The sequence below is a fragment of the Bradyrhizobium zhanjiangense genome (assembly GCF_004114935.1).
Taxonomy (GTDB): Bacteria; Pseudomonadota; Alphaproteobacteria; order Rhizobiales; family Xanthobacteraceae; genus Bradyrhizobium; species Bradyrhizobium zhanjiangense.
In genome coordinates, this window is sequence record NZ_CP022221.1 from 5128885 (window position 1) to 5148692 (window position 19808).

Annotated in this window: 20 protein-coding genes; 9 read left to right on the forward strand and 11 right to left on the reverse strand. The window is 63.7% G+C overall.

From position 1 onward, the window contains the following. Window positions 1-6 precede the first annotated feature (6 nt). Both XH85_RS24525 and XH85_RS24530 read right to left on the reverse strand, forming a co-directional pair. On the reverse strand, window positions 7-867 hold the full coding sequence (locus tag XH85_RS24525) for a DUF2147 domain-containing protein (protein ID WP_164940829.1): 861 nt from the start codon (window positions 865-867) through the stop codon (window positions 7-9). 171 nt (window positions 868-1038) lie between these two features. After that, window positions 1039-1818: a transporter substrate-binding domain-containing protein gene (locus XH85_RS24530; RefSeq protein ID WP_128933859.1), complete on the reverse strand. Its 780-nt coding sequence runs from the start codon at window positions 1816-1818 to the stop codon at window positions 1039-1041. Window positions 1819-1932: 114 nt separating this feature from the next. Between XH85_RS24530 and XH85_RS24535 the strand changes: the two genes are divergently transcribed. After that, the gene (locus XH85_RS24535) at window positions 1933-2430 is read left to right on the forward strand and encodes a DUF1993 domain-containing protein (protein ID WP_164940530.1); all 498 of its coding nucleotides are present in this window, start codon (window positions 1933-1935) and stop codon (window positions 2428-2430) included. A 58-nt stretch (window positions 2431-2488) separates the two neighbouring features. On the opposite strand, the gene XH85_RS45295 is transcribed toward XH85_RS24535, so the two are convergent. From XH85_RS45295 to XH85_RS24565, 6 genes are all read right to left on the reverse strand, one after another. Continuing rightward, window positions 2489-2962, reverse strand: coding sequence for a hypothetical protein (locus XH85_RS45295; protein ID WP_164935029.1), 474 nt, complete (start codon window positions 2960-2962; stop codon window positions 2489-2491). Window positions 2963-3132: 170 nt separating this feature from the next. Next, complete coding sequence (locus tag XH85_RS24545) at window positions 3133-4122, reverse strand: hydroxyacid dehydrogenase (RefSeq protein ID WP_128933861.1); 990 nt, start codon at window positions 4120-4122, stop codon at window positions 3133-3135. Window positions 4123-4156: 34 nt separating this feature from the next. Then, window positions 4157-5257: an ABC transporter ATP-binding protein gene (locus XH85_RS24550; protein ID WP_128933862.1), complete on the reverse strand. Its 1101-nt coding sequence runs from the start codon at window positions 5255-5257 to the stop codon at window positions 4157-4159. Window positions 5258-5263: 6 nt separating this feature from the next. Continuing rightward, window positions 5264-6175 (reverse strand): carbohydrate ABC transporter permease, encoded by a 912-nt coding sequence (locus tag XH85_RS24555; RefSeq protein ID WP_128933863.1) that lies wholly within the window; start codon window positions 6173-6175, stop codon window positions 5264-5266. After that, window positions 6175-7113: a carbohydrate ABC transporter permease gene (locus tag XH85_RS24560; RefSeq protein ID WP_128933864.1), complete on the reverse strand. Its 939-nt coding sequence runs from the start codon at window positions 7111-7113 to the stop codon at window positions 6175-6177. The genes XH85_RS24555 and XH85_RS24560 overlap by 1 nt, the downstream gene beginning before the upstream one ends. Before the next feature lie 137 nt (window positions 7114-7250). Beyond that, a complete protein-coding gene (locus XH85_RS24565) occupies window positions 7251-8591 on the reverse strand; it encodes an ABC transporter substrate-binding protein (RefSeq protein WP_128933865.1) in 1341 nt (446 codons plus the stop codon). Between the two features lie 495 nt (window positions 8592-9086). Here XH85_RS24565 and XH85_RS24570 point away from each other — a divergent pair, with 495 nt between their 5' ends. Further along, the gene (locus tag XH85_RS24570; protein WP_128933866.1) at window positions 9087-9884 is read left to right on the forward strand and encodes a Spy/CpxP family protein refolding chaperone; all 798 of its coding nucleotides are present in this window, start codon (window positions 9087-9089) and stop codon (window positions 9882-9884) included. Between the two features lie 112 nt (window positions 9885-9996). Continuing rightward, a complete protein-coding gene (locus XH85_RS24575) occupies window positions 9997-10374 on the forward strand; it encodes a response regulator (protein ID WP_128933867.1) in 378 nt (125 codons plus the stop codon). Between the two features lie 87 nt (window positions 10375-10461). On the opposite strand, the gene XH85_RS45300 is transcribed toward XH85_RS24575, so the two are convergent. The 3 genes from XH85_RS45300 to glk all read right to left on the reverse strand — a co-directional run bounded on the left by XH85_RS45300 (window position 10462) and on the right by glk (window position 12094). Beyond that, window positions 10462-10617 (reverse strand): hypothetical protein, encoded by a 156-nt coding sequence (locus XH85_RS45300; protein WP_164935028.1) that lies wholly within the window; start codon window positions 10615-10617, stop codon window positions 10462-10464. Window positions 10618-10761: 144 nt separating this feature from the next. Further along, the gene (locus XH85_RS24580; protein ID WP_091894535.1) at window positions 10762-10965 is read right to left on the reverse strand and encodes a hypothetical protein; all 204 of its coding nucleotides are present in this window, start codon (window positions 10963-10965) and stop codon (window positions 10762-10764) included. Between the two features lie 142 nt (window positions 10966-11107). Beyond that, a complete protein-coding gene (glk, locus tag XH85_RS24585; protein WP_128937405.1) occupies window positions 11108-12094 on the reverse strand; it encodes a glucokinase in 987 nt (328 codons plus the stop codon). 260 nt (window positions 12095-12354) lie between these two features. On the opposite strand from glk, the gene pncA reads away from it, so the two are divergent. The 6 genes from pncA (at window position 12355) to XH85_RS24615 (ending at window position 19807) form a co-directional block, all read left to right on the forward strand. Continuing rightward, window positions 12355-12993 carry a bifunctional nicotinamidase/pyrazinamidase gene (gene pncA / locus XH85_RS24590; RefSeq protein WP_128933868.1) on the forward strand — a complete coding sequence of 213 codons (639 nt, stop codon included), beginning with the start codon at window positions 12355-12357 and terminating at the stop codon, window positions 12991-12993. A gap of 16 nt (window positions 12994-13009) precedes the next feature. Further along, entirely contained in the window at window positions 13010-14125 is a 1116-nt protein-coding gene (locus XH85_RS24595) for an alpha/beta fold hydrolase (protein WP_128933869.1), read from the forward strand. Between the two features lie 153 nt (window positions 14126-14278). After that, window positions 14279-16312 carry an NAD(+) synthase gene (locus XH85_RS24600; RefSeq protein WP_128937406.1) on the forward strand — a complete coding sequence of 678 codons (2034 nt, stop codon included), beginning with the start codon at window positions 14279-14281 and terminating at the stop codon, window positions 16310-16312. 35 nt (window positions 16313-16347) lie between these two features. Further along, window positions 16348-16731 carry a GrlR family regulatory protein gene (locus XH85_RS24605; protein ID WP_164939254.1) on the forward strand — a complete coding sequence of 128 codons (384 nt, stop codon included), beginning with the start codon at window positions 16348-16350 and terminating at the stop codon, window positions 16729-16731. A gap of 592 nt (window positions 16732-17323) precedes the next feature. After that, window positions 17324-18139: a sugar phosphate isomerase/epimerase family protein gene (locus tag XH85_RS24610; protein ID WP_128933871.1), complete on the forward strand. Its 816-nt coding sequence runs from the start codon at window positions 17324-17326 to the stop codon at window positions 18137-18139. A gap of 30 nt (window positions 18140-18169) precedes the next feature. Continuing rightward, complete coding sequence (locus XH85_RS24615) at window positions 18170-19807, forward strand: ABC transporter substrate-binding protein (protein ID WP_128933872.1); 1638 nt, start codon at window positions 18170-18172, stop codon at window positions 19805-19807. The last annotated feature ends 1 nt before the right edge of the window (window position 19808 follow it).

The window sequence follows — 19808 nt, forward strand, 5'->3', positions numbered from 1 at the left end:
CCAAACTCAGTTCACGCGCGTCCAAGTCTGGCCGCCGCAGAACATGCCGCCAAAGGCGCAGCCCTGCACGCGCAACCGGTCGGTGCCTTTCATCGCGATCGTCGAATCGTAGGTCGAGCCGGAGTTGGGATCGAGGATGCGGCCTGACCATTTCTGGTCCTTGCCGGGCTTCATGTTGATCAGGACCTGCTCGCCGTTCTGGTTCGATTTGGAGTCGACCGAATAGCCGCAGAGATTGGTGCCGCATTGCTCGATGCGGACCTTGCCTTCCTTCTCCTCGGTGAGCCAGACGCCCAGCGGCGAATTCAGATCGCGCGTGGGCGCGGCTGCCGGAGCAGGCGTGGCTGCAGCCGCCTGAACGGGAGCGGGCGCAGGCGCCGGGGCGGGTGGCGGAGGCGGCGCCGGTGGTGCGGCAGCCACGGTCGGGGCGGGCGGCGGGGTCACAGCGGGCGCTGCCTGCTGCTCGACGGGAGCAGGGGCCGGAGGCGGCGCAGGCGGCGGCACCAAGGCCGTGGCGGCCGGCGTGTTGTTGGCAGTGACGGCCGGCGGCGGGGCCGGTGGTGGCGGAGCGGGAGGCGGCGCCGCTGCTGCGGGCGCAGGCGCCTGCACGGCGGCTGCGGGAGCGAGAGCCGGTGCCGGAGCAGCCGCAGGCGCTTGCGGATCGACCGTGGCTTGCTGCGGCGCCTGCTCGTTCTTCTTGGCCTTCTTGGCCTTGCCCTGGCCGGTGTTGTCGTACACGCCGGGAATCTGCACTGTGCCGCGGTCCGGATCGATCCGGATGGTGCGCCCGCCATATTCGAAGGTGTACTGTGCCTGAGCAGCCGTGCTCGCCAATAGGAATGCGGCCGTGGCCAACAGCTTCCTCATTTCGCATCTCCTGAACAGATGGTCCCCGGACCGACGCATACGCTCCGGTTCGATCGCAAAAAGTGACCTAGATCACTTTCATCCGTATGAGTCGTGCTGCGGTGCGTTCGGGTTCAATACGCCCGGAACCCGTCCACAGTTTGGCCGAAGCGAGCGACAGGACGACGCGGCCTAGTCGAACCAGGTCGCGTAGATCTTCCGGTAGCTGCCGTCCTCCATGGAAATATGCAGCCATTGGTCGACGAAGGCCTTCAGCGCCATGTCGCGCTGGAGCCAGTAGGCCTTCTCGGAGAAGTCGAACGGCTTTTCCGGATGCACCGCGCAGAGCACGCCGGCATGCTGCTTCTGCTGGTAGCGCGTCTCGGAGGCGTCGGTCATCATCAGGTCGGCATTGCCCTTGGCGATCTCGTCGAAGATCACGGTGTTGTCCGCGAAGACAGTGATCTCGGCATCCTTGATGTTGGCGCGGGCGAAGCGCTCGTTGGTGCCGCCGGGATTGACGATGACGCGGGTGCCCTTCTTGTCGATGTCGGCGATGCTCTGGTACTTGCCGACGTCGGCGCAGCGCGCGATCGGCGTCTTGCCCTCGCGCATGATCGGCGTGGAGAAGAAGCCCTTCCTCTGCCGGTCGAGCGTGACCGAGACACCGCCCATGGCGATGTCGAACTGGTCGGCCTCGAAATCCTTCATCAGCTTCGGCCAGGCCGTCGGCACGAATTCGACCTTGACGCCGAGCGCCTTGCCAAGGGCCTGCGCCATGTCGACGTCGAAGCCGCTGAACTGCTGCGTGGTCTTGTCCAGATAGGTGAAGGGCTTGTAGTCGCCGGTCATACCGACGCGCAATGTGCCGCGCTTGACGATCTCGTCGAGGCGCGAGGGCGCCTGCTGCGCATGCGCCGAGACATTTACCAGCAACGCCACGGCCAAAGCCGCCCAGATTCGAACGATCATCTCTTTTCCACCCATGCCCGAGCTGTCATTGTGCAGCTCTTGAGGCGTGGATTTAGACCAGATGCCCGTCGCTGGCGAGGCAGAATTGAAGGGAATTCAGAGGTGACGATCTCGATGTACGAGGCCTCGGTCGGCCTCTTCGTGCCTAACTTGCGCAACCTGTCCGGATTGCTCGACAAGGGTGTCGCCTATGCCGAGACCCGCAAGTTCAATCCGGCGGTTCTGCTCGGTATGCGCCTTGCGCCGAACATGTACGATCTGGCGCAGCAGGTCGGTGAGGCTTGCCGCCATGCCGTGGTCGCCCCGGCCTTGCTGGCCGAGCGCGAGCCGGTCACGCTGCCGGTGCTGGAGCACGACATGGCCGGGCTTCAGGCGCGCATCGCGACGTCGATCGAATTCATCGAGAGCCTGCCGCGCGCTGCGATCGACGCCGCGGCGGAACGCAATGTCTTCTTCAAGCTGAAGAACGGCACCGAGCTGCCCTTCACCGGGCGGACGCTGCTGCTGACGTTCAGCGTCCCTCAGTTCTTCTTTCACGTGACGACGGCCTACGACCTGTTGCGGCACGCCGGCGTCGAGCTCGTGAAGAAGGATTATCTCGGGCGCAGGTAGGCATGTTCACCTCTCCCCGACGGGGAGAGGTGCAGAGACATCCGGTCTGCAAGCTGCCTTAAGCTTCGCCCTTGCGCTCATAGTCGGCAAGCGAGCTGCGGCCGGCGATCTCGCTGCGCAGCTCTTCGAAGCGCCGATGCGCTTCGTGCTCCTGCGCATCGACGAAATGCACGGCGGCCTCGCTCGTCATCGGGCCGCTGACCACGGGGGCGGACTGCTCGCCGATGGTCTCATGGACGTAGTACTGGCCGTCATCGCCGCGATGGACCGTCCATTTCAGGCGGATCGCGACCATCGGGCCGGGGCCGATCTTGCTGTAGCCGTCGGCATCGGTGTGCTCCGGCACCAGCGGCTGCTCCTCGACCACCGGATGCTCGTCGACAGCTGGCTGCTCGTCGTTGGCCATGTGCTCACGCTCTCCGGCGACGACCATTTCGGTCTCGGTCTCGCGAACGACCAGAACGTGCTCGGGGTGTTCCAGAATGCTGGCGATGGTCGCCAGCGCGTGGTCAGTCGGGTCGATCTCTGCCAAGGGTCCATCCTCCAGCTCGACGCGCCGGCCAGTCTGTCCCGCCACCGCCGCGCTTCGCTCTCATTACGCGCGTTTGATTAAGGCTGAGTTGGGGCTTGATCTGCACCAAAATGGGACGCTTTCTGGCCTTCCGAAGGCGGGGCGGACGGGCCGCCCGACCATTGGCTCACTCAGCCCAGCACGTCCTGATTGATGACGTTCTGCCGGATGGGATCGCCGTCCAGCGCACTCAGGATGTTGCGCGCGGTCTGCTCGCTCATGCGCTGAACGGCCTCGACGGTGACGCCGGCCACATGCGGAGCCATGATGACGTTGGGCAGCGCGAACAATGCGTTGCTGAGCGGCGGCGGCTCCACCTCGAACACGTCGATGCCGGCCCCGGCGATCTTTCCGGAAGTGAGCGCGTCATAGAGCGCGGCCTCTTTCACGATTCCGCCGCGCGCGGTGTTGATGAGATAGGATCTCGGCTTCATCCGGCCGATCCGCGCCGCATCGAACAGGCCGGTGGTTTCGGGCGTCTTCGGGCAGTGGATGGTGACGAAATCGGCATGGGGCAGCGCGGCATCGAGATCGGCGACGGGCTCGCAGCCCGCGGCCTTGATCTCGGCGGCTCCCTTGTAGGGATCGTAGACCTGCACGTTCATTTCCATCGCCAGGCAGCGCTTGGCGGTGCGACTGCCGATCCGGCCGAAGCCGACGATCAGCACGGTCTTGCCGTAGAGATCGAACGGCAGCATGCCGAGCCGGTCGGCCCATTTGCCGTCCTTGACGCAGGCGTGCATCTCCTGCGCGCGCTTGGCCAGCGTCAGCATCATGAACAGCGCCGCTTCCGCGACCGAGGGCGAGTTCGCGCTGCCCGCGACCATCAACGGCACCTTGCGGCGGGAGAGGGCGGGCACGTCGACGGCGTCGTAGCCGACGCCGATGCGGGTCACCACCTTCATGTCGCCGGACGCCTCCAGCTCGGTCTCGCCGAAGGCAGTGGCACCGAGCGCGACGCCGTGGACCGGCGCATGGCTCTTGAGCAAGGCTTCGAAGTCCTTCGCCGAGATCAGGTTCGAAAACTCGACGAGCTCGATATCGTCCCGCTGGGTGAGGAGGGCGCGTGCCCCTTGCGACAAAGTTTGTGTAACGAAAATCTTCTTCTTGTTGGTCGCCATCGTCCCCTGCCTGCGCGAGTTTCTTGTCCGGCCGTCACAACACGACGCCGGACGCCTCGTTTAGCAGGTGCATGTTGTTGAGGTCCATCGCCAAACGCATGGGTGCCCCGTCCTTGGCGCCGGCATTGGGATTGACGCGGCCGCAGACCGGCGTGCCGTCGAGCCCGAAATAGACCAGCGTCTCCATCCCCATCGGTTCGGTCACGTCGAGCACGGTCTCGAAGGTTTCGACGCCGGGCTCCAGATGCGCATGCGACTCGGTGAGGTGCTCGGGGCGAAGGCCCAGCAGCAGCTTCTCGGTGCGCGGCAGAGCGTTGTAGCGTGCGGCGCGGGCCGGCGGCAGCGGGAAAGCGATACGGTCGGTGAGACGGATCTGAAGCGTGCCGCCGACATCCTCGAGCCGGCACGGGATGAAGTTCATCGCGGGCGAGCCGATGAAGCCCGCGACGAAGCGTGTCGCCGGCTTGTGATAGAGCTCGTTCGGCGTGCCGATCTGCTCGATGCGGCCCTTGTTCATCACCACGACGCGGTCGGCCAGCGTCATCGCCTCGACCTGATCGTGGGTGACGTAGACCGTGGTGGTGCGCACCTTCTGGTGGACCTTCTTGATCTCGATCCGCATCTGTACGCGCAGCTTGGCATCGAGATTGGACAGCGGCTCGTCGAACAGGAAGACTTTCGGGTTGCGCACGATGGCCCGGCCCATCGCGACACGCTGGCGCTGGCCGCCGGAGAGCTGTTTCGGCTTGCGGTCGATCAGGTCGGTGATGTCGAGAAGCCGGGCGGCTTCGGTCACCCGCGCCTTGATCTCGGCCTTGGGATAGTGCTTGAGGCGCAGGCCGAACGACATGTTCTCCGCGACCGTCATGTGCGGGTAGAGCGCGTAATTCTGGAACACCATGGCGATGTCGCGGTCCTTTGGCGGCACGTCGTTGACGACGTCGCCCCCGATCATGATGTCGCCGTCGCTGATGTCCTCGAGCCCTGCGATCATGCGTAGCGTGGTCGACTTGCCGCAGCCGGAGGGGCCGACCAGCACGATGAACTCATGATCGGCGATATCGAGGTCGATGCCGCGCACGGCTTCGACATCGTCGTAACGTTTAACTACCTTCCGCAAAGCAACGTCAGCCATGAGTCATCAACCCTTTGTCGCACCGGCGGTCAGGCCGGCAATGTAGTAGTCCATCAGGAATGCGTAGATGATCAGCGGTGGCGCGGCGCCGAGCAGCGCGCCGGTCATGATCTGCCCCCAGTTGAACACGTCGCCCTTGATCAGCGTGGTGGTGATGCCGACAGGCAGCACGAACTGGTCCACCGACGTCGTGAACACCAGGGGATAGAGGAACTGCGCCCAGGAGACGGTGAAGGCGAAGATCGTCGCGGCGATCAGGCCGGGCAGGGCGACGGGAATGAAGATCCGCGTCAGGGTCTGGAGCCAGGAGGCACCGTCGATGAGGGCGGCCTCATCGAGCTCCTTCGGGATCGAGGCGAAATAGCCGATCATGATCCAGGTGCAGAACGGCACGGTCAGCGTCGGATAGATGAACAGCAGGACGTACCATCTGTTGAGCAGCGTGATGCCCGTATAGTCCTGAAAGACCGCGAGCATCTTGAACAGCGGAATGAACAAAAGGCTGTCCGGGATCAGGTAGGTGAGGAAGACGCCCGTGGCGAGCGTCGCCGAGCCCCAGAACTTCATCCGCGCCAGCGCGAAGGCCGCGGGGATGCTGATCAGCATCGTGATGATCACGACCGCGATCGCCACGATCGACGAATTCCAGAAGAAGCGCAAAAACTGGTTCGATGTCAGGAGTTCGACATAGTTCGACAGTGTCGGATGGAACACCCACCAGGGGTTCGTCGCCGCCGAGATCTCCGCACTGCTCTTGAGCGAGGTGATCAGCATGTAGACCGGCGGCGTCAGGAAGAAGATCGCAAACAGCACGAGGAAGAAATAAGACCAGCGCAGCGCCCAGGCGCGGTCGCGGCTCATGCTGCCATACTTGACCTTGCGGGTGGGGGCGGCCTTGTCGATTGCAAGTGAGCTCATCAGGCTTCGTTCCCGCGTTTGGAGACATCGCGCAGGATGAAGATCGCTGCGACGGCAAGGATCGGCACCATGAACAGCGAGACGCACGCGCCGAGCGGAATATCGTTGCTCTGGATGCCGACCTGGAACGCCCAGGTGGCGAACAGATGCGTGGTATCCAGCGGACCGCCTGAGGTCAGGATGCGCACGATGTCGAAATTGGCGAAGGTGACAATCAGCGAGAACAGGGTGGTGATTGCGATGATGTTACGCATCATAGGCAAGGTGACGTACCAGATCCGCTGCCACCAATTGGCGCCGTCGATCGCCGCGGCCTCATAGAGCTGATCGGGGACGGATTTCAGCGCGGCCAGATACATGATCATGAAGAACGGCGCGCCGTACCAGACGTTGACGAGGATGACGGAGAATCGTGCCCAGAAAGTGTCGCCGAGCCAGGGGATGGGGCCGACGCCGAAGAAGGACAGCGTATAGTTGAAGGCGCTGTAGGAAGGGTCGAACAGCCACAGCCAGGCCAGTGTGCTCATCGCCGGCGGGATCACCCAGGGCACCAGCAGCATGCCGCGCCATTTGCGCTGGCCCTTGGCGGGAATGTTGTGGACGAAATGCGCGACGATGAAGCCGATCAGCGCCTTGAAGATCACGGCCGTGATCGCGAAGATGCAGGACTGCTCCACCACCATCCAGAACGTCTCGCGCTTGAACAGGAAGGTGAAGTTGCCGAAGCCGACGAATTTCGTCATCGACTTGTTCAGCGTCGCCAGATGAACGGAGTAGAAGGCGGGGTAGAGCACCAGCAGCGCGATCAGGAGGATCAGCGGCAGCGTCAGGAAGAACGCAACCGTCGATTTTCGCCCGAGCGCATTGCGCAGGCTCGATCCCCTGCGGGCGCCCGCCCCACGGGCAACGCGAGCTCGCTCAACTACGACATCGGCCATGACAGAGTCCTTGGGTCAGTCTTCTTGTCTGCTGTCCAACCGGGAAGCCGGCCATGCGGTTTCACGGTCGGGCGGATTGGACCACGGAGCCCGGGCGGCTCACGCACATGGCGCGAGCCGCCCTGTCACTCCCCGGCCTAGCTCCGCATGAAGCCTTCGCACTCGCCCTCGGCCCAGGCGAGCGCCTGCTCCATCGTCTCGCCGCGCGCATAACGCAGCGCCATCTTGGTCAGCGTCGCCTGGAAGTAGATCTGCTGTGCGACCTTGGGTGGCGCCGGCGACGCCGCGATCGACAGCGTCTGATGCTTGTACGGGTCCGGATAGTGAAAGAGCGTTCCCTTCGGCGGCCCTTCTTCCGCCCAGGTCTTGAACTTGGTCATGTTCGCGTAAGCCGGCAGGTCATAGCCGCCGCTCACTGCGACGAACTTCTCGATCGACGATGGCGCGGACAGGTGAACGAGCAGGCTCTTGGCCGCCTCCTTGTTCTTGCCGAAGCTCCAGACGCCCCAGAAGTAAGGCAGGTACGGCGCAAACCGGCCCTTCGGACCGGACGGGAAACCGTGCGTCCAGCACTGTTCGGCGACCTGTGGCGCATCGCGCTTGGCAACGGCCCAGGCGCTCGGCGGATTCAGGATCATCGCGCCGCGGCCCGAGATCAGCCATTTGTTGTTCGAGGCGTCATCCCAGGACGGTGCATCCGGCGGCAGGAAGGCGATCAGCTTCTTGTAGAACTCCATCGCCTGGCGAACCTGATCGGTCTTCACCGTGACATCGCCCTTGGCGTTGACGAGTTCGGCGCCGAACGACTGGAAAATTGCGCCGGCGGTATCCACGCTGTCGGTGGTCTCGCCGAGGCCGATGCCGAATGCGAAGCCCGCCTTGTGGCAAGCCTCGGCCGCCTTCAGGAAGGTCTCCATGGTCCAGTTTTCGACCTTGGGCGGGCCGCCGGCCGGGTACATCTCCTGCACGTCGATGCCGGCGTGCTGCTTCATCAGATCGATGCGGGAGCAGGGGCCCTTGATCTGGCTGCCGGGGGTCGCGGGCACCGCGAGCCATTTGCCGCCCGACTGCCCAAGATATTTGACGGTGCCGTTGACCTCGCCATTCTGCTTGAGGAGCGGCTCCATGACGTCATTGAGCGGCTCGAGATTCTCGGCATAGGCCTGCGGCCACCAGCTCGGCATCTGCAGAATGTCGTGACCCGACTTGGCCTGGGCTTCGGCCGCGGCGGTCAGCTCGATCTTCTTGTTGTTGCTGGTGATGTAGTCGATGGAGACTTCCACCTTCTCCTTCGCGGCCCATTCGTTGACGAGATCGGTCGAGGCCTTGTTGGCGCCCGGCACCCAATGGTCCCAGAAGCCGATTGAGAGCTTGCCGGCGGCGTAAGCGCCCCGGACATAGGGCGCCGTGATCAGCGCCGCGGAGGACATTGCAGTGGCAGCCACAAATTGACGTCGCGTCAGTGTCTTGCGTGACATCTCGTTTCCTCGCCTGGGTGTTGTTGTTGGAGTTTCCTCTGAGAGACTTCTTTCTTCGAGTTCTTGTTGGATTTTCTTATTAGTTATTAGTGCCGTCTTGGTGCCGCCGGCCCGCGTCGGCAATTCACGCAGGTCGCAGCAAATTGGTAGCGCGATCAGATCATGATTGATCGCGTCTGTCGAGAAAGCCGAACGGCTTCTCGTCTAGAACTAAGGGTGTGCCCGGCACCTCGCGATCGCATTCACGACCATGGGTTACAGGCGAACCGCGGGCGTTCATTTTGCGACGCACACTCTAACCGACCGGGCTCGAATGATCCGTGCGCAATTACGCCGCAGTTTCGAATAAGCCTGCATAACCGCTTCGCGCGAAAGACTTTTCGGACGTGGACAGCAAATGTCCGCGTCTGGACCTCGGCGCGGCGGAAACGATAGAGTTGCAATTGGCGGGTGGCTCTCGCCCGACAGGCCAGCAGATCGACGATGGAGACGAGAATGATCAAACCGGCGCTGCCAGCGCGGCTTCACCTGCGACGATGGTTTGCGCTGGGGTCCGTGCTCGCGCTGCTGCTCGGCGCAGCCGCGGTGGCGAATGCTCAAGGTCTGGTCAAAGGCGTTCAGGAGGGAGCCGCCGCCGGAAACAAGGCGGCAGGTCCGGTCGGCGGGGTGCTCGGCGGCGCCATCGGCGGCGTGGTGGGCGTCTTCACCGGCGTGCTCGGCGTCGGCAACAATGGCAATCAGGCGCCGCCGCCCAAGGACGCCAGCAAGGACGCGAGCAAGGATTCCAAGCAGCCGGGCAAGGACAAGGATGCCAAGACCGCCAAGGCGGGCAAGGGCGCCAAAGCGAGCAAGGAGGCGAAGAACGCCGCGCCGAATGGCACGGACAACAAGGACAATAAGGATGTTACGGTTCTGACCCAGAGCGGCGCACCGCAGCAGACCGCGGAGCAGATCGTCGCCAACAGCGACTCCTACATCGAGCGGATCAAGACCGAACTGAACCTCACGCCTGATCAGGAGAAGCACTGGTACGGTTTCTCGAGCGCCATGCACTACCTGGGGCATAATGGTGCAGAGCGGCTCAACCTTCGGGTTGCCCGTGCCAAGCGCGATCCGCCAGACGACATCATCGAGCAGATGCGCAACGAGGCGCAGTTCCTGATCGACCGGGCCGCCGACCAGCGCAATGTCGCCGACGCCGCCGAGCCCCTCTATTCGAGCCTCGATGACAAGCAGAAGCAGGTCTTCATTCAGGAGATGGTGCGCCTGAGCCACGAGCGGGGACTGGATTGATCAAGTTGAATCGGATCAGGCGCGCCTGAATTAACGGCGCCTGCCACGAATTCGTGAATCCTCTCCGCAATTCGGTTATGGTTAGCTTCGTAAGGCTGACTGCGGGGTTGATATGGCGGACGGACTCTCCGTTTTCCTGGTCGAAGACGAGGCGTTGATCCGGATGATGATCGCGGACATGGTGGAGGAACTCGGCCACCACGTCGTCGCGGAAGCGGACAATGTCCGCGACGCCAGCGCGTTTGCCATGACCGCGCAATACGATCTGGCCATCCTCGACATCAATCTCATGGGCGTTTACGTCGATCCCGTCGCCGACCTGATCGAGCGCCGTGGAAAACCGTTCCTGTTCGCGACGGGCTACGGGCCGGAGCTGCTGCCGTCCTTGCTCCGGCGCAGGCCGATCCTGCGCAAGCCGATCGCAATGGATCAGCTCAAGGCGATGATCGATTCGATGTTTCCGGAAGCCACAAAGAAGACGCCGCACTGAGTGACGGCGAAGATGCCGCACTGAGCCCGCCAACGAAAATGGCCACCCGTCGGGGGCGGCCATTTGCCGAAAAAGCTCAGTGCGCTATCAGATCAGACCGGCGCTGAGATCGATGCCACGCGCGATCAGGCCGAACGAGACGGCCAGGCCCGTGCAGCAGAACAGCCAGATGGTCTTGAACGATGAATCGGCGAACCGCGTTTCGACGGCGGCCGGCATCACGGCGAGCGAAATCATGCTCATGTTCACTTCCCCCCTTTTGTTGACCCTGATTTGCCTCAGGTGAGGGAACTCTTAGAGCAAAAAGTTTGACGTCAGATTGCGAGGCATCGTTAACGAAGTCGCAATCACGCCGAGTTCTCACGCGTCGGGAGGAGCTCGCAAGTCTCAGTTGCGGCCGTTCCTCAGCACCGTGGCAATGGTGCGGGCCGTCATGGCGGCGCGATCGGAGGCGCGCTGGGCAGCCAGCCGGTCTCTTGCCTTTTCCTCGATCAAGAGCTCGATCAAGGCCAGCCGCTTGTCTTCGTTATCCGCCTCGCGCAGCAGGCGGTGATAGCGGTGATAGTCGAAACCCAAATCCTGCTTACGCATGCCACGCCCCCGCAACTACGCCACACACGGCAGGATTGTTTCGTATCGGAGACGCGCAAGCAAGCACGATCCTGCGTAGAATCGCCTGTCCGCTGCAATCAGCTGTGAATTACTGGAACCCGCGAGAAGGACGCTCCGTCCCTCAATTTGGATTGTGCTCGGCGAACATCTTGAGGCCGACGAAGCTCGCATCAGGTTTGATCACCAGCCTGGTCGGGATGTTGCGCAAGTAATCCTGGAAGCGTCCCTTGGCCTCGAAGCGTGCCCGGAATGCGGACGCCGCGAGGAATTCCGGAAAACGCGGCACGATTCCGCCGGCGATATAGACGCCGCCGCGGGCGCCGAACGTCACTGCGAGATTGCCCGCGACCGAGCCGAGGATGGCGCAAAACATGTCGAGCGTCGCGCGGCTGACAGGACAATGGCCCTCCAGCGCGGCTTTGGTGATGGCGGCAGGATCGCGATGCGGCACCTGGGCGCCGTCGACCTCCGCCAGGGCCTCATAGAGGCTTTGCAGGCCGGAACCCGAGAGCGCGCCGCGCTCGATGGAGACATGGCCAAGGCGCTTGCGCAGACAGGCGATCACGCGTTCCTCGCGCTCGTTCTCGGCCGGCAGGGTGGCGTGACCGGCCTCGGTCACGACCGCCAGCCGTGCGCCATGGCGCTCGACCAGACAGGAGACGCCAAAACCGGTTCCGGGCCCGATCACCAGCAACGGCTCTCCGGGCAGGCCATCCTGTCCGCCAAGCGGGATCAGGTCGGCAGGCTGCAAGGCGGGAAGGGACCAGGCCATCACTTCGAAGTCGTTGAGCACCTGGACGCTGTCAAAGCCGAGCGCGGGTTGCAGCTCGTTGCCATCGATGACCCAGGGACTGTTGGTCATGACGCAGCGATTGTTGGTCACGGGGCCCGCCACCGCCAGCACGGCTCTTCGGGGCTGCTCGCCGCCGGACTGGCGTCCGAGAACATCGACGATGGCCTCCCGGACGGTTGGGAAGTCGGCGACCTTCACATAGTCGATCGGTCCGGCCGGATCGCCGTCGCTGGATTCGGCCTGGCTCAGCGCGAAGCGCGCGTTGGTGCCGCCGATATCGGCGAGAAGAATCTGTCCTGTCTTGCCGATCGTCATGACCATATGGCTGCCGCGGCCGTGCAGGCCACGGGAACCCTTCTCCTCCACGCTGTCGACGCAGTCCGCATGGGTGCGGATGCCCGAGAATCCGCCCTTGGGTGCCGCTAGTCAACACGGACCAGCCCAAACCGTTTCATTTCAGGAACGATCGGTCCATTCTTACAAGCCGCACCGCGCGTACGATGGTTGCGAAGCCGCGCGGGAAGATCGACATTGGAGACGAGCGTCTCGGTGCCTACAGTCCCCGGACGGCTGGAATGAGGCCTTGCATGAAGATCTCCGACCGTGACGTGCTGCTGGCGATTGACGTGCAGAACGACTTCTGCACCGGCGGAGCGCTCGCCGTTCCCGGCGGTGAAAAGGTCGTCCCCGCGATCAACCGAGTCGCCCAAAAATTCGCCAATGTGGTGCTGACCCAGGACTGGCATCCGCGTGATCACGTGTCATTCGCGACGAACCATGCCGGCAAGCAGCCGTTCGAGACCATCGAGCTCGACTACGGCACCCAGGTGCTCTGGCCCTCTCATTGCGTGCAGGGGGCGGCGGGGGCTGAATTCCACCGCGAGCTCGACGTTGTCAGGGCGAGCCTGGTGGTGCGCAAGGGCTTCCGCCGCGGCATCGATTCGTACTCGGCGCTGTTCGAGAACGACCATAAGACGCCGACCGGACTGCTCGGTTATTTGCGCGAGCGCAAGCTGAAGACCGTCTTCGTCGCTGGTCTCGCGCTGGACTTCTGTGTTCGCTTCTCGGCGGAGGATGCCCGCCAGGCAGGTTTCGAGGTCGCCGTCGTCGAGGATGCCTGTCGCGGCATCGATCTCGACGGCTCCGTGGCCGCGACCCATCGGAGTTTTAGGGATCGCGGCATCTCGGTCGTGAGCCTCGAGGCGTTCCTGTGAGGATATTGAGATAGCCATGGTGGAGAAGACCGGCAAACAGCCACGCGGACCAGGGCATGCGCCGGATGATCCGTTGCTGTGGCCGTTTGCGGCGGCGCAGCTCGCCATGGACGCCTGTTTCTGGTGGCTGGAGCGCGGAGCTGCGGAGCAGGGCGAGAGCAGCCTGCCATGGACGACGCCCAGCACGGTTGCGCTGGAGCTTGTGACGATGCGCCTGCGCGATTTCACGCAGACGCGGTCCGGCCAGCCGGCGCTGGTCTGCGCGCCCTATGCGCTGCATCGGGCCCTGATCGCCGACTTTGCGCCCGGCCACAGCGTGGTGCAGTCGCTGCAAAACGGCGGCATCGACCGCGTCTACCTCACCGACTGGCAGTCAGCCACGCCGGAGATGCGCTATCTCTCGATCGACAGCTATCTTACCGATCTCAACGTCGCCATCGACGAGATCGGCGCGCCGGTTGATCTCGTCGGGCTGTGCCAGGGCGGCTGGCTGTCGCTGCTCTATGCGGCACGCTTTCCGGCCAAGGTGCGGCGGCTGGTCCTGGTCGGCGCTCCCGTCGATCTGTCGATCGACTCGGCGCTGTCGCGGCTCGCCCGCAACGCGCCCGAGCTGGTTTACGACCAGCTCGTCGCACGCGGCGGCGGCAATGTCAGCGGCGAGGAGATGCTGCGCTTCTGGTCCAAATCACCTGACAGCGACGGTATCGAAGTGGCGTTGCAGAGGAGGCTTTCGGACGAGGAAGGCGCGAGCCTGCTCGCGCGCTTCGATCGCTGGAACACCGAGACGCTCGATTTGCCGGGGACCTACTATCTTCAGATCGTCAACTGGATTTTCCGGGAGAACCGGATTGCCGGCGGCCAATTCGTTGCGCTCGGCCGCCCGGTTGACCTGAAGGACGTCAAGGCGCCGGTTTTCCTGCTGGCCGGGCTGGACGACGATGTCGTTCCGGCTGTGCAGGCGCTCGCCACCGCGGGTCTCGTCGGCACGCCGCCGGCGTTCATTGCGGCAGCCTCCGAGCCGAGCAATCATCTCGGCCTGTTCATGGGGGCGCGGACCCACGTCCATGCTTGGCCCCGGATCGCCGAGTGGCTGCGCAACGATCTGTCCGGCGTCTTGGCCCGCAGCGCCTGACGTCGCGGGCGCCGACCGGCCGATATGCAAATCCGTTATGCATGACGGCGGATGGCCTGCACCGGCCCCGGTCGATGGGCTACATATGATGTGGAGCTGACGGCTGCGGCCGGCGGCGCAAGAGATTGCAAGGGATTGAAGGTACAGCGCTCGATGACGTTCCACTCGATCTACGCCCACGGATTTGCGCGCGTGGCGGCCTGCGTCACCACCTCCCACGTGGCCGATCCCTCGGCCAATGCGAAGGCCATTCTGGCCGCGGCCAATGCCTGCCACGAACAGTCGGTGGCGGCTGCCGTGTTTCCCGAGCTGTGCCTGTCCGGCTATGCGATCGAGGATTTGGTCAAGCAGGACCCGCTGCTCGATGCGGTCGAGCGCGGGCTTGTGACGATCGTCAAGGCCTCCTCAACGCTGATGACCGTCCTGATCGTCGGCGCGCCGCTGCGCTTTGGCAATCGCATCTACAATTGCGCCGTCGTCATTCATCGCGGCAACATCCTCGGCGTCGTGCCCAAGAGCTACCTGCCGACCTATCGCGAATTCTACGAGGGACGGCATTTCGCCTCCGGCGCCGGCATCGCCGGCGAGACGATCTCCTTTGGCGGGCTGCATGCGCCGTTCGGTGTCGACCTTCTGTTCTCGGCCGAGGACGTCCCGGGCCTGACCATCGGCGTTGAGATCTGCGAGGACATGTGGATCCCGGTGACGCCGGCTTCCGAGCTCGCGCTCGCGGGCGCCAGCGTGCTGATCAATCTCTCGGGCAGCCCGATCACGATCGGCCGGGCGCGCTCGCGCGCGCTGCTGTGCCAATCGACATCGGCGCGCTGCCTCGCGGCCTATGTCTATGCTGCCGCCGGAGCAGGAGAATCGACCACCGATCTCGCCTGGGACGGCCAGACCTCGATCTACGAGAACGGCGTGCTGCTGGCCGAAGGCGAACGGTTCCGCCAGGGTGGCCAGATCACGTATGCCGACGTCGATCTCGACCTGCTCAGGCAGGAACGCGCGCTGATGGGCACGTTCGACGACAACCGCCGCCAGCGCGAGGCGTTTTTCCGCAAGGTGACATTCGCGCTGAAGCCGCCGGCCGCCGACATCGGCTTCCTGCGCAAGGTCGAGCGCTTTCCCTTCGTGCCGAGCGATGAGAGCCTGCTCGAGCAGGATTGCTATGAGGCCTACAACATCCAGGTCGCCGGCCTCGTGCAGCGCATGCGCGCCACCGGCACCAAGCGTGTCGTGATCGGCGTTTCGGGCGGGCTCGATTCCACCCATGCATTGATCGTCGCCGCCAAGGCGGTCGATCTGCTCGGCCTGCCGCGCCAAAACATCCTCGCCTTCACCATGCCGGGCTTTGCCACCGGCAGCGAGAGCAAGACCAACGCGCTGGCGTTGATGCAGGCGCTGCAGACGACCTGGCAGGAGCTCGACATCCGCACCACGGCGACGCAGATGCTGAAGGATATCGGCCATCCCTTTGGCAAGGACGAGAAGGTTTACGACGTCACCTTCGAGAACGTTCAGGCTGGCCTGCGCACGGACTATCTGTTCCGGCTCGCCAACCATCACGGCGGCATCGTCATCGGCACCGGCGATCTCTCCGAGCTCGCGCTCGGCTGGTGCACCTATGGCGTCGGCGACCAGATGGCGCACTACAACGTCAATGCCGGCGTGCCGAAGACGCTGATTCAGCACCTGATCCGCTGGGTGATCTCCTCGAAGCAGTTCAGCGACAACGTCAACCGGACGCTAGGCGCGATCCTGGCTGCCGAAATCTCCCCTGAGCTCGTGCCGGTGCAGCCTGGCGAGAAGCCGCAGAGCACGGAAGCGTCCGTAGGCCCCTACGAGCTGCAGGATTTCAACCTGTTCTACACGCTGCGCTTCGGCATGCGTCCCTCCAAGATCGCCTTCCTGGCGCAGCACGCCTGGAAGGATGTCGCCAAGGGCGAGTGGCCGCCGGCATTCCCAAGCGATCGGCGCAAGGCCTACGATCTTCCTGAGATCCGGCGCTGGCTCGAGGTGTTCCTGCGCCGCTTCTTCGCTTTCAGCCAGTTCAAGCGCTCGGCTATGCCGAACGGACCGAAGGTCTCGGCCGGCGGCTCATTGTCACCGCGCGGCGACTGGCGCGCGCCGTCGGACGCGAGCGCGGCGGCATGGCTCGAGGATCTCGAAAGGAACGTGCCGAACTGATCGGTGTGGCGGATCGACATAAGGGAGACGATTGGATGTCGGCCGGAGATGGGGCAGAAGCGGGTGAGGAGGCCAGGGTCGTCAACGGCCTCTACATCTTCGACATCGAGATGCGCGACGGCAAGCGTGGCCAGGCCAGGGGCGTGGTCGTGCTCTGCGACGGACGCATCATGGGCGGCGACAGCTATTTCTATTACACCGGCAGCTACACGTACCGGAACGGCAAGTGGCGGGGCGACATGATCGTCAATCAGCATACCGAAGCCGTTGGCAAGACGCTCGCGTTCGGCGGCAGGGAGGTCACTTGCGGTTTCTCGGGCGGTTACTCGGCCGGCGGCGCCGAGGTCGAAGGCATGGCGCTGGTTGGGAAGACCACCGTGACATTCACGGCCCGCCTCACGCTCAAGGAGGCGATGTGAGGCCGGCGTGATCTGCCCGATGGGCTTGCTCCTCTTTCCCACTCAGGAGCATGAACAGAATGTTCGCTGACGATCGAGCCGCAGACGCGCTAGAGCATGATCCGGAAAAGTGTGCAGCGGTTTCAAACAATATCCTTTAGGTGCCAGACCGGAAGACGACGCTGAAACGACAACGCGCCGCCCGGCTGAACAGCCGGACGGCGCGAAATCGTGTTCAATCTGAAAAGTTTCGAGGTCCGGAGTGCCTAGGAGTCCGGACCTCGTCACCTTGCCCCAGCCTTCAATCTCCCGCCCCATGTGGTCCCCCAACCCCATGTTGCGCGATCAGAGGTGATGCCCCTGGAAGTGGCCGCCGATCGATGTCCGGCGATGTACGCGAACTATGGTTGGGACTCCATTCCGGATCACTACGGACATGAATACGCTTGCCGTGTGTTCGTTCGGCATCGGTGCTGCTCTTGTTTCCTGAATCCGCAGCGGGCGGCGGCAGGATGTCCACATCTCCTCACGTTGAAGAACCTGCGTTTCACCGGCCTGTCATTGAACTGGTCTAGCGCTGCTCCCGTCATCGCTGACGGCCAAGGAGCAAGCCATGTCGAAGCCGGTGCTGGGCGCCGCATTGTCCATCAAATCGATCCCTGCGCATCGCGACTGGCTTCTGGAACGGCAGCGCGATCTCGAGGTCCAGGATTTTTTCCGCGCCGATCTGCTCGATAGTGACTGGCGCACGACCGCCGGCGAGATCAAGCAGATGCTTGCGGGCCACACCGGGCGGCTTGGCATTCACGGCCCGTTCTGGGGCTTCAAGATCGACAGCCACGATCCCATGATCCGTCAGGCCGTGACCAAGCGCCTGCTTCAGGGTCTCGATGCCGCCGAGTTTCTCGGCGCGACCCAGATGGTGATCCATTCGCCGTTCATGACCTGGGACCACAACAATCTCGATCTCTATCCGGACAATCGCGGCAATCTGATCGAGCGCGTCAAGGCGACGCTGGCCGAAGTGATCGCGCGTGCCGAGACGATCGGCTGCGAGATCGTGATCGAGAACATCGAGGACAAGGATCCACGCGACCGCGTCCGTCTCGCCAAGGCGCTCGAAAGCAGCAAGGTCCGCGTCTCGCTCGATACCGGACACGCCAATTATGCCCACATCTCCACCGGCGCGCCGCCGGTCGATTACTACGTCGAGACCGCCGGCGACATGCTGACGCATGTGCATCTCCAGGACACCGACGGCTTTGCCGACCGGCACTGGGCGCCGGGCGAAGGCAACGTTCCGTGGGTCGCCGTGTTCCGCGCACTGGGACGGCTGACGTCCAACCCGCGGCTGATCCTCGAACTCCGCAACCACGACGACGTCCGCGCTGGCGCAGCCCATCTCGCCGCGCTCGGGCTTGCCGAATAACCGACATCACAAAGGGCAGGGGTCACCATCATGAGCAAGCTCACCCGTCGCACCATCCTGAAATCCGGCGGCGCTGCCGCAAGCGCAATCCTTTTGCCGCGGTTTGCGATCGCGCAAGGCGACAACCGTCCGTCGGTGACGATCGCCGTGCAGAAGGTCACGAATGCGAACGTGCTCGACGTGCTACGTGAGCAGTCCAATGTCGGCGAGCGCGTGTTCTTCTCCTCGATCTGGGAAGGTCTGATCTCCAAGAACTGGCGCGGCAATCTCGAGGCCGTGCCGGGACTTGCCACCGAGTGGCGACGCATCGACGACCAGACCGTCGAGGTGAAGCTGCGCCAGGGCGTCAAGTTCCACAATGGCGACGAGCTCACTGCCGAAGACGTCCTCTTCTCCTTCAGCCGCGAGCGCATGTTCGGCGAGACCGAGGCCAAGAGCCGCACCACCATCCAGGCCTTCGAGAAGATCCCGACGCCGCGTCCGGGAAAAGAACTGCCGCCTGATGTGCCCGCCGTTGCCCGCCGCATCTGGCCGGACCTCGTGCGCGTCGATGCTGTGGACAAGTATACGGTGCGCTTCTACAACGCGACACCCGACGTCACGATCGAAGGCCGGCTGTCGCGTTACGGCTCCGACATCATGAACCGTCGGGCCTGGGAAGAATCCGCGAGCTATCTCGACTGGGCGCGCAAACCCGTCACGACCGGTCCCTACAAGGTCGTCGAGCTCAAGCCCGACGTCTCGCTGACGCTGGAAGCCCATGACGAATATTGGGGCGGCCGTCCGCCGCTCAAGCGCATCCGCTTCCTAGAAGTGCCTGAAGTCGCGAGCCGCATCAACGGGCTGCTCTCGGGCGAATATCAGTTCGCCTGCGACATCCCGCCGGACCAGATCGCCGGCATCGAGAAGAATTCGGCGTTCGAAGTGCAGGGCGGCACCATCCTCAACCACCGCCTGACCGTGTTCGACAAGAACCACGCCCAGCTCGCCAATCCGCTCGTCAGGCGCGCCTTCACCCATGCGATCGACCGCCAGGCGATCGTCGACAGCCTGTGGGCCGGCCGCACCCGCGTGCCGAAGGGCCTGCAATGGGAATTCTACGGCGACATGTTCAACGCCGACTGGAGCGTGCCGGCCTATGATCCCAAGCTCGCGCAGGATCTGTTGAAGCAGGCCAATTACAAGGGCGATCCGATCCCCTACCGTCTGCTCAACAATTACTACACCAACCAGGTCGCGACCGCGCAGGTGCTGGTCGAGATGTGGAAGTCGGTCGGCCTCAACGTGCAGATCGAGACCAAGGAGAACTGGTCGCAGATCATGGAGCGCGCGCCGACCCGCGCCGTGCGCGACTGGTCGAACTCGGCCGCCTTCAACGATCCAGTGTCGTCGCTGGTCGCCCAGCACGGGCCGAACGGCCAGCAGCAGCAGATCGGCGAATGGACCAACACCGAGCTGAACAAGCTCTCGGAGTTCCTGGAGACCTCGACCGATCGCGCGGCCCGCAAGAAGGCGTTCCGCCGCATGCTGGAGATCGCCGAGCGCGAGGACCCTGCCTACACGGTGCTGCACCAGAACGCGACGTTCACGGCCAAGCCGAAATCGATCAAGTGGAAGGCAGCGCCCGCCTTCGCGATGGATTTCCGCGCCGGCAATTTCGAGGCTTGAG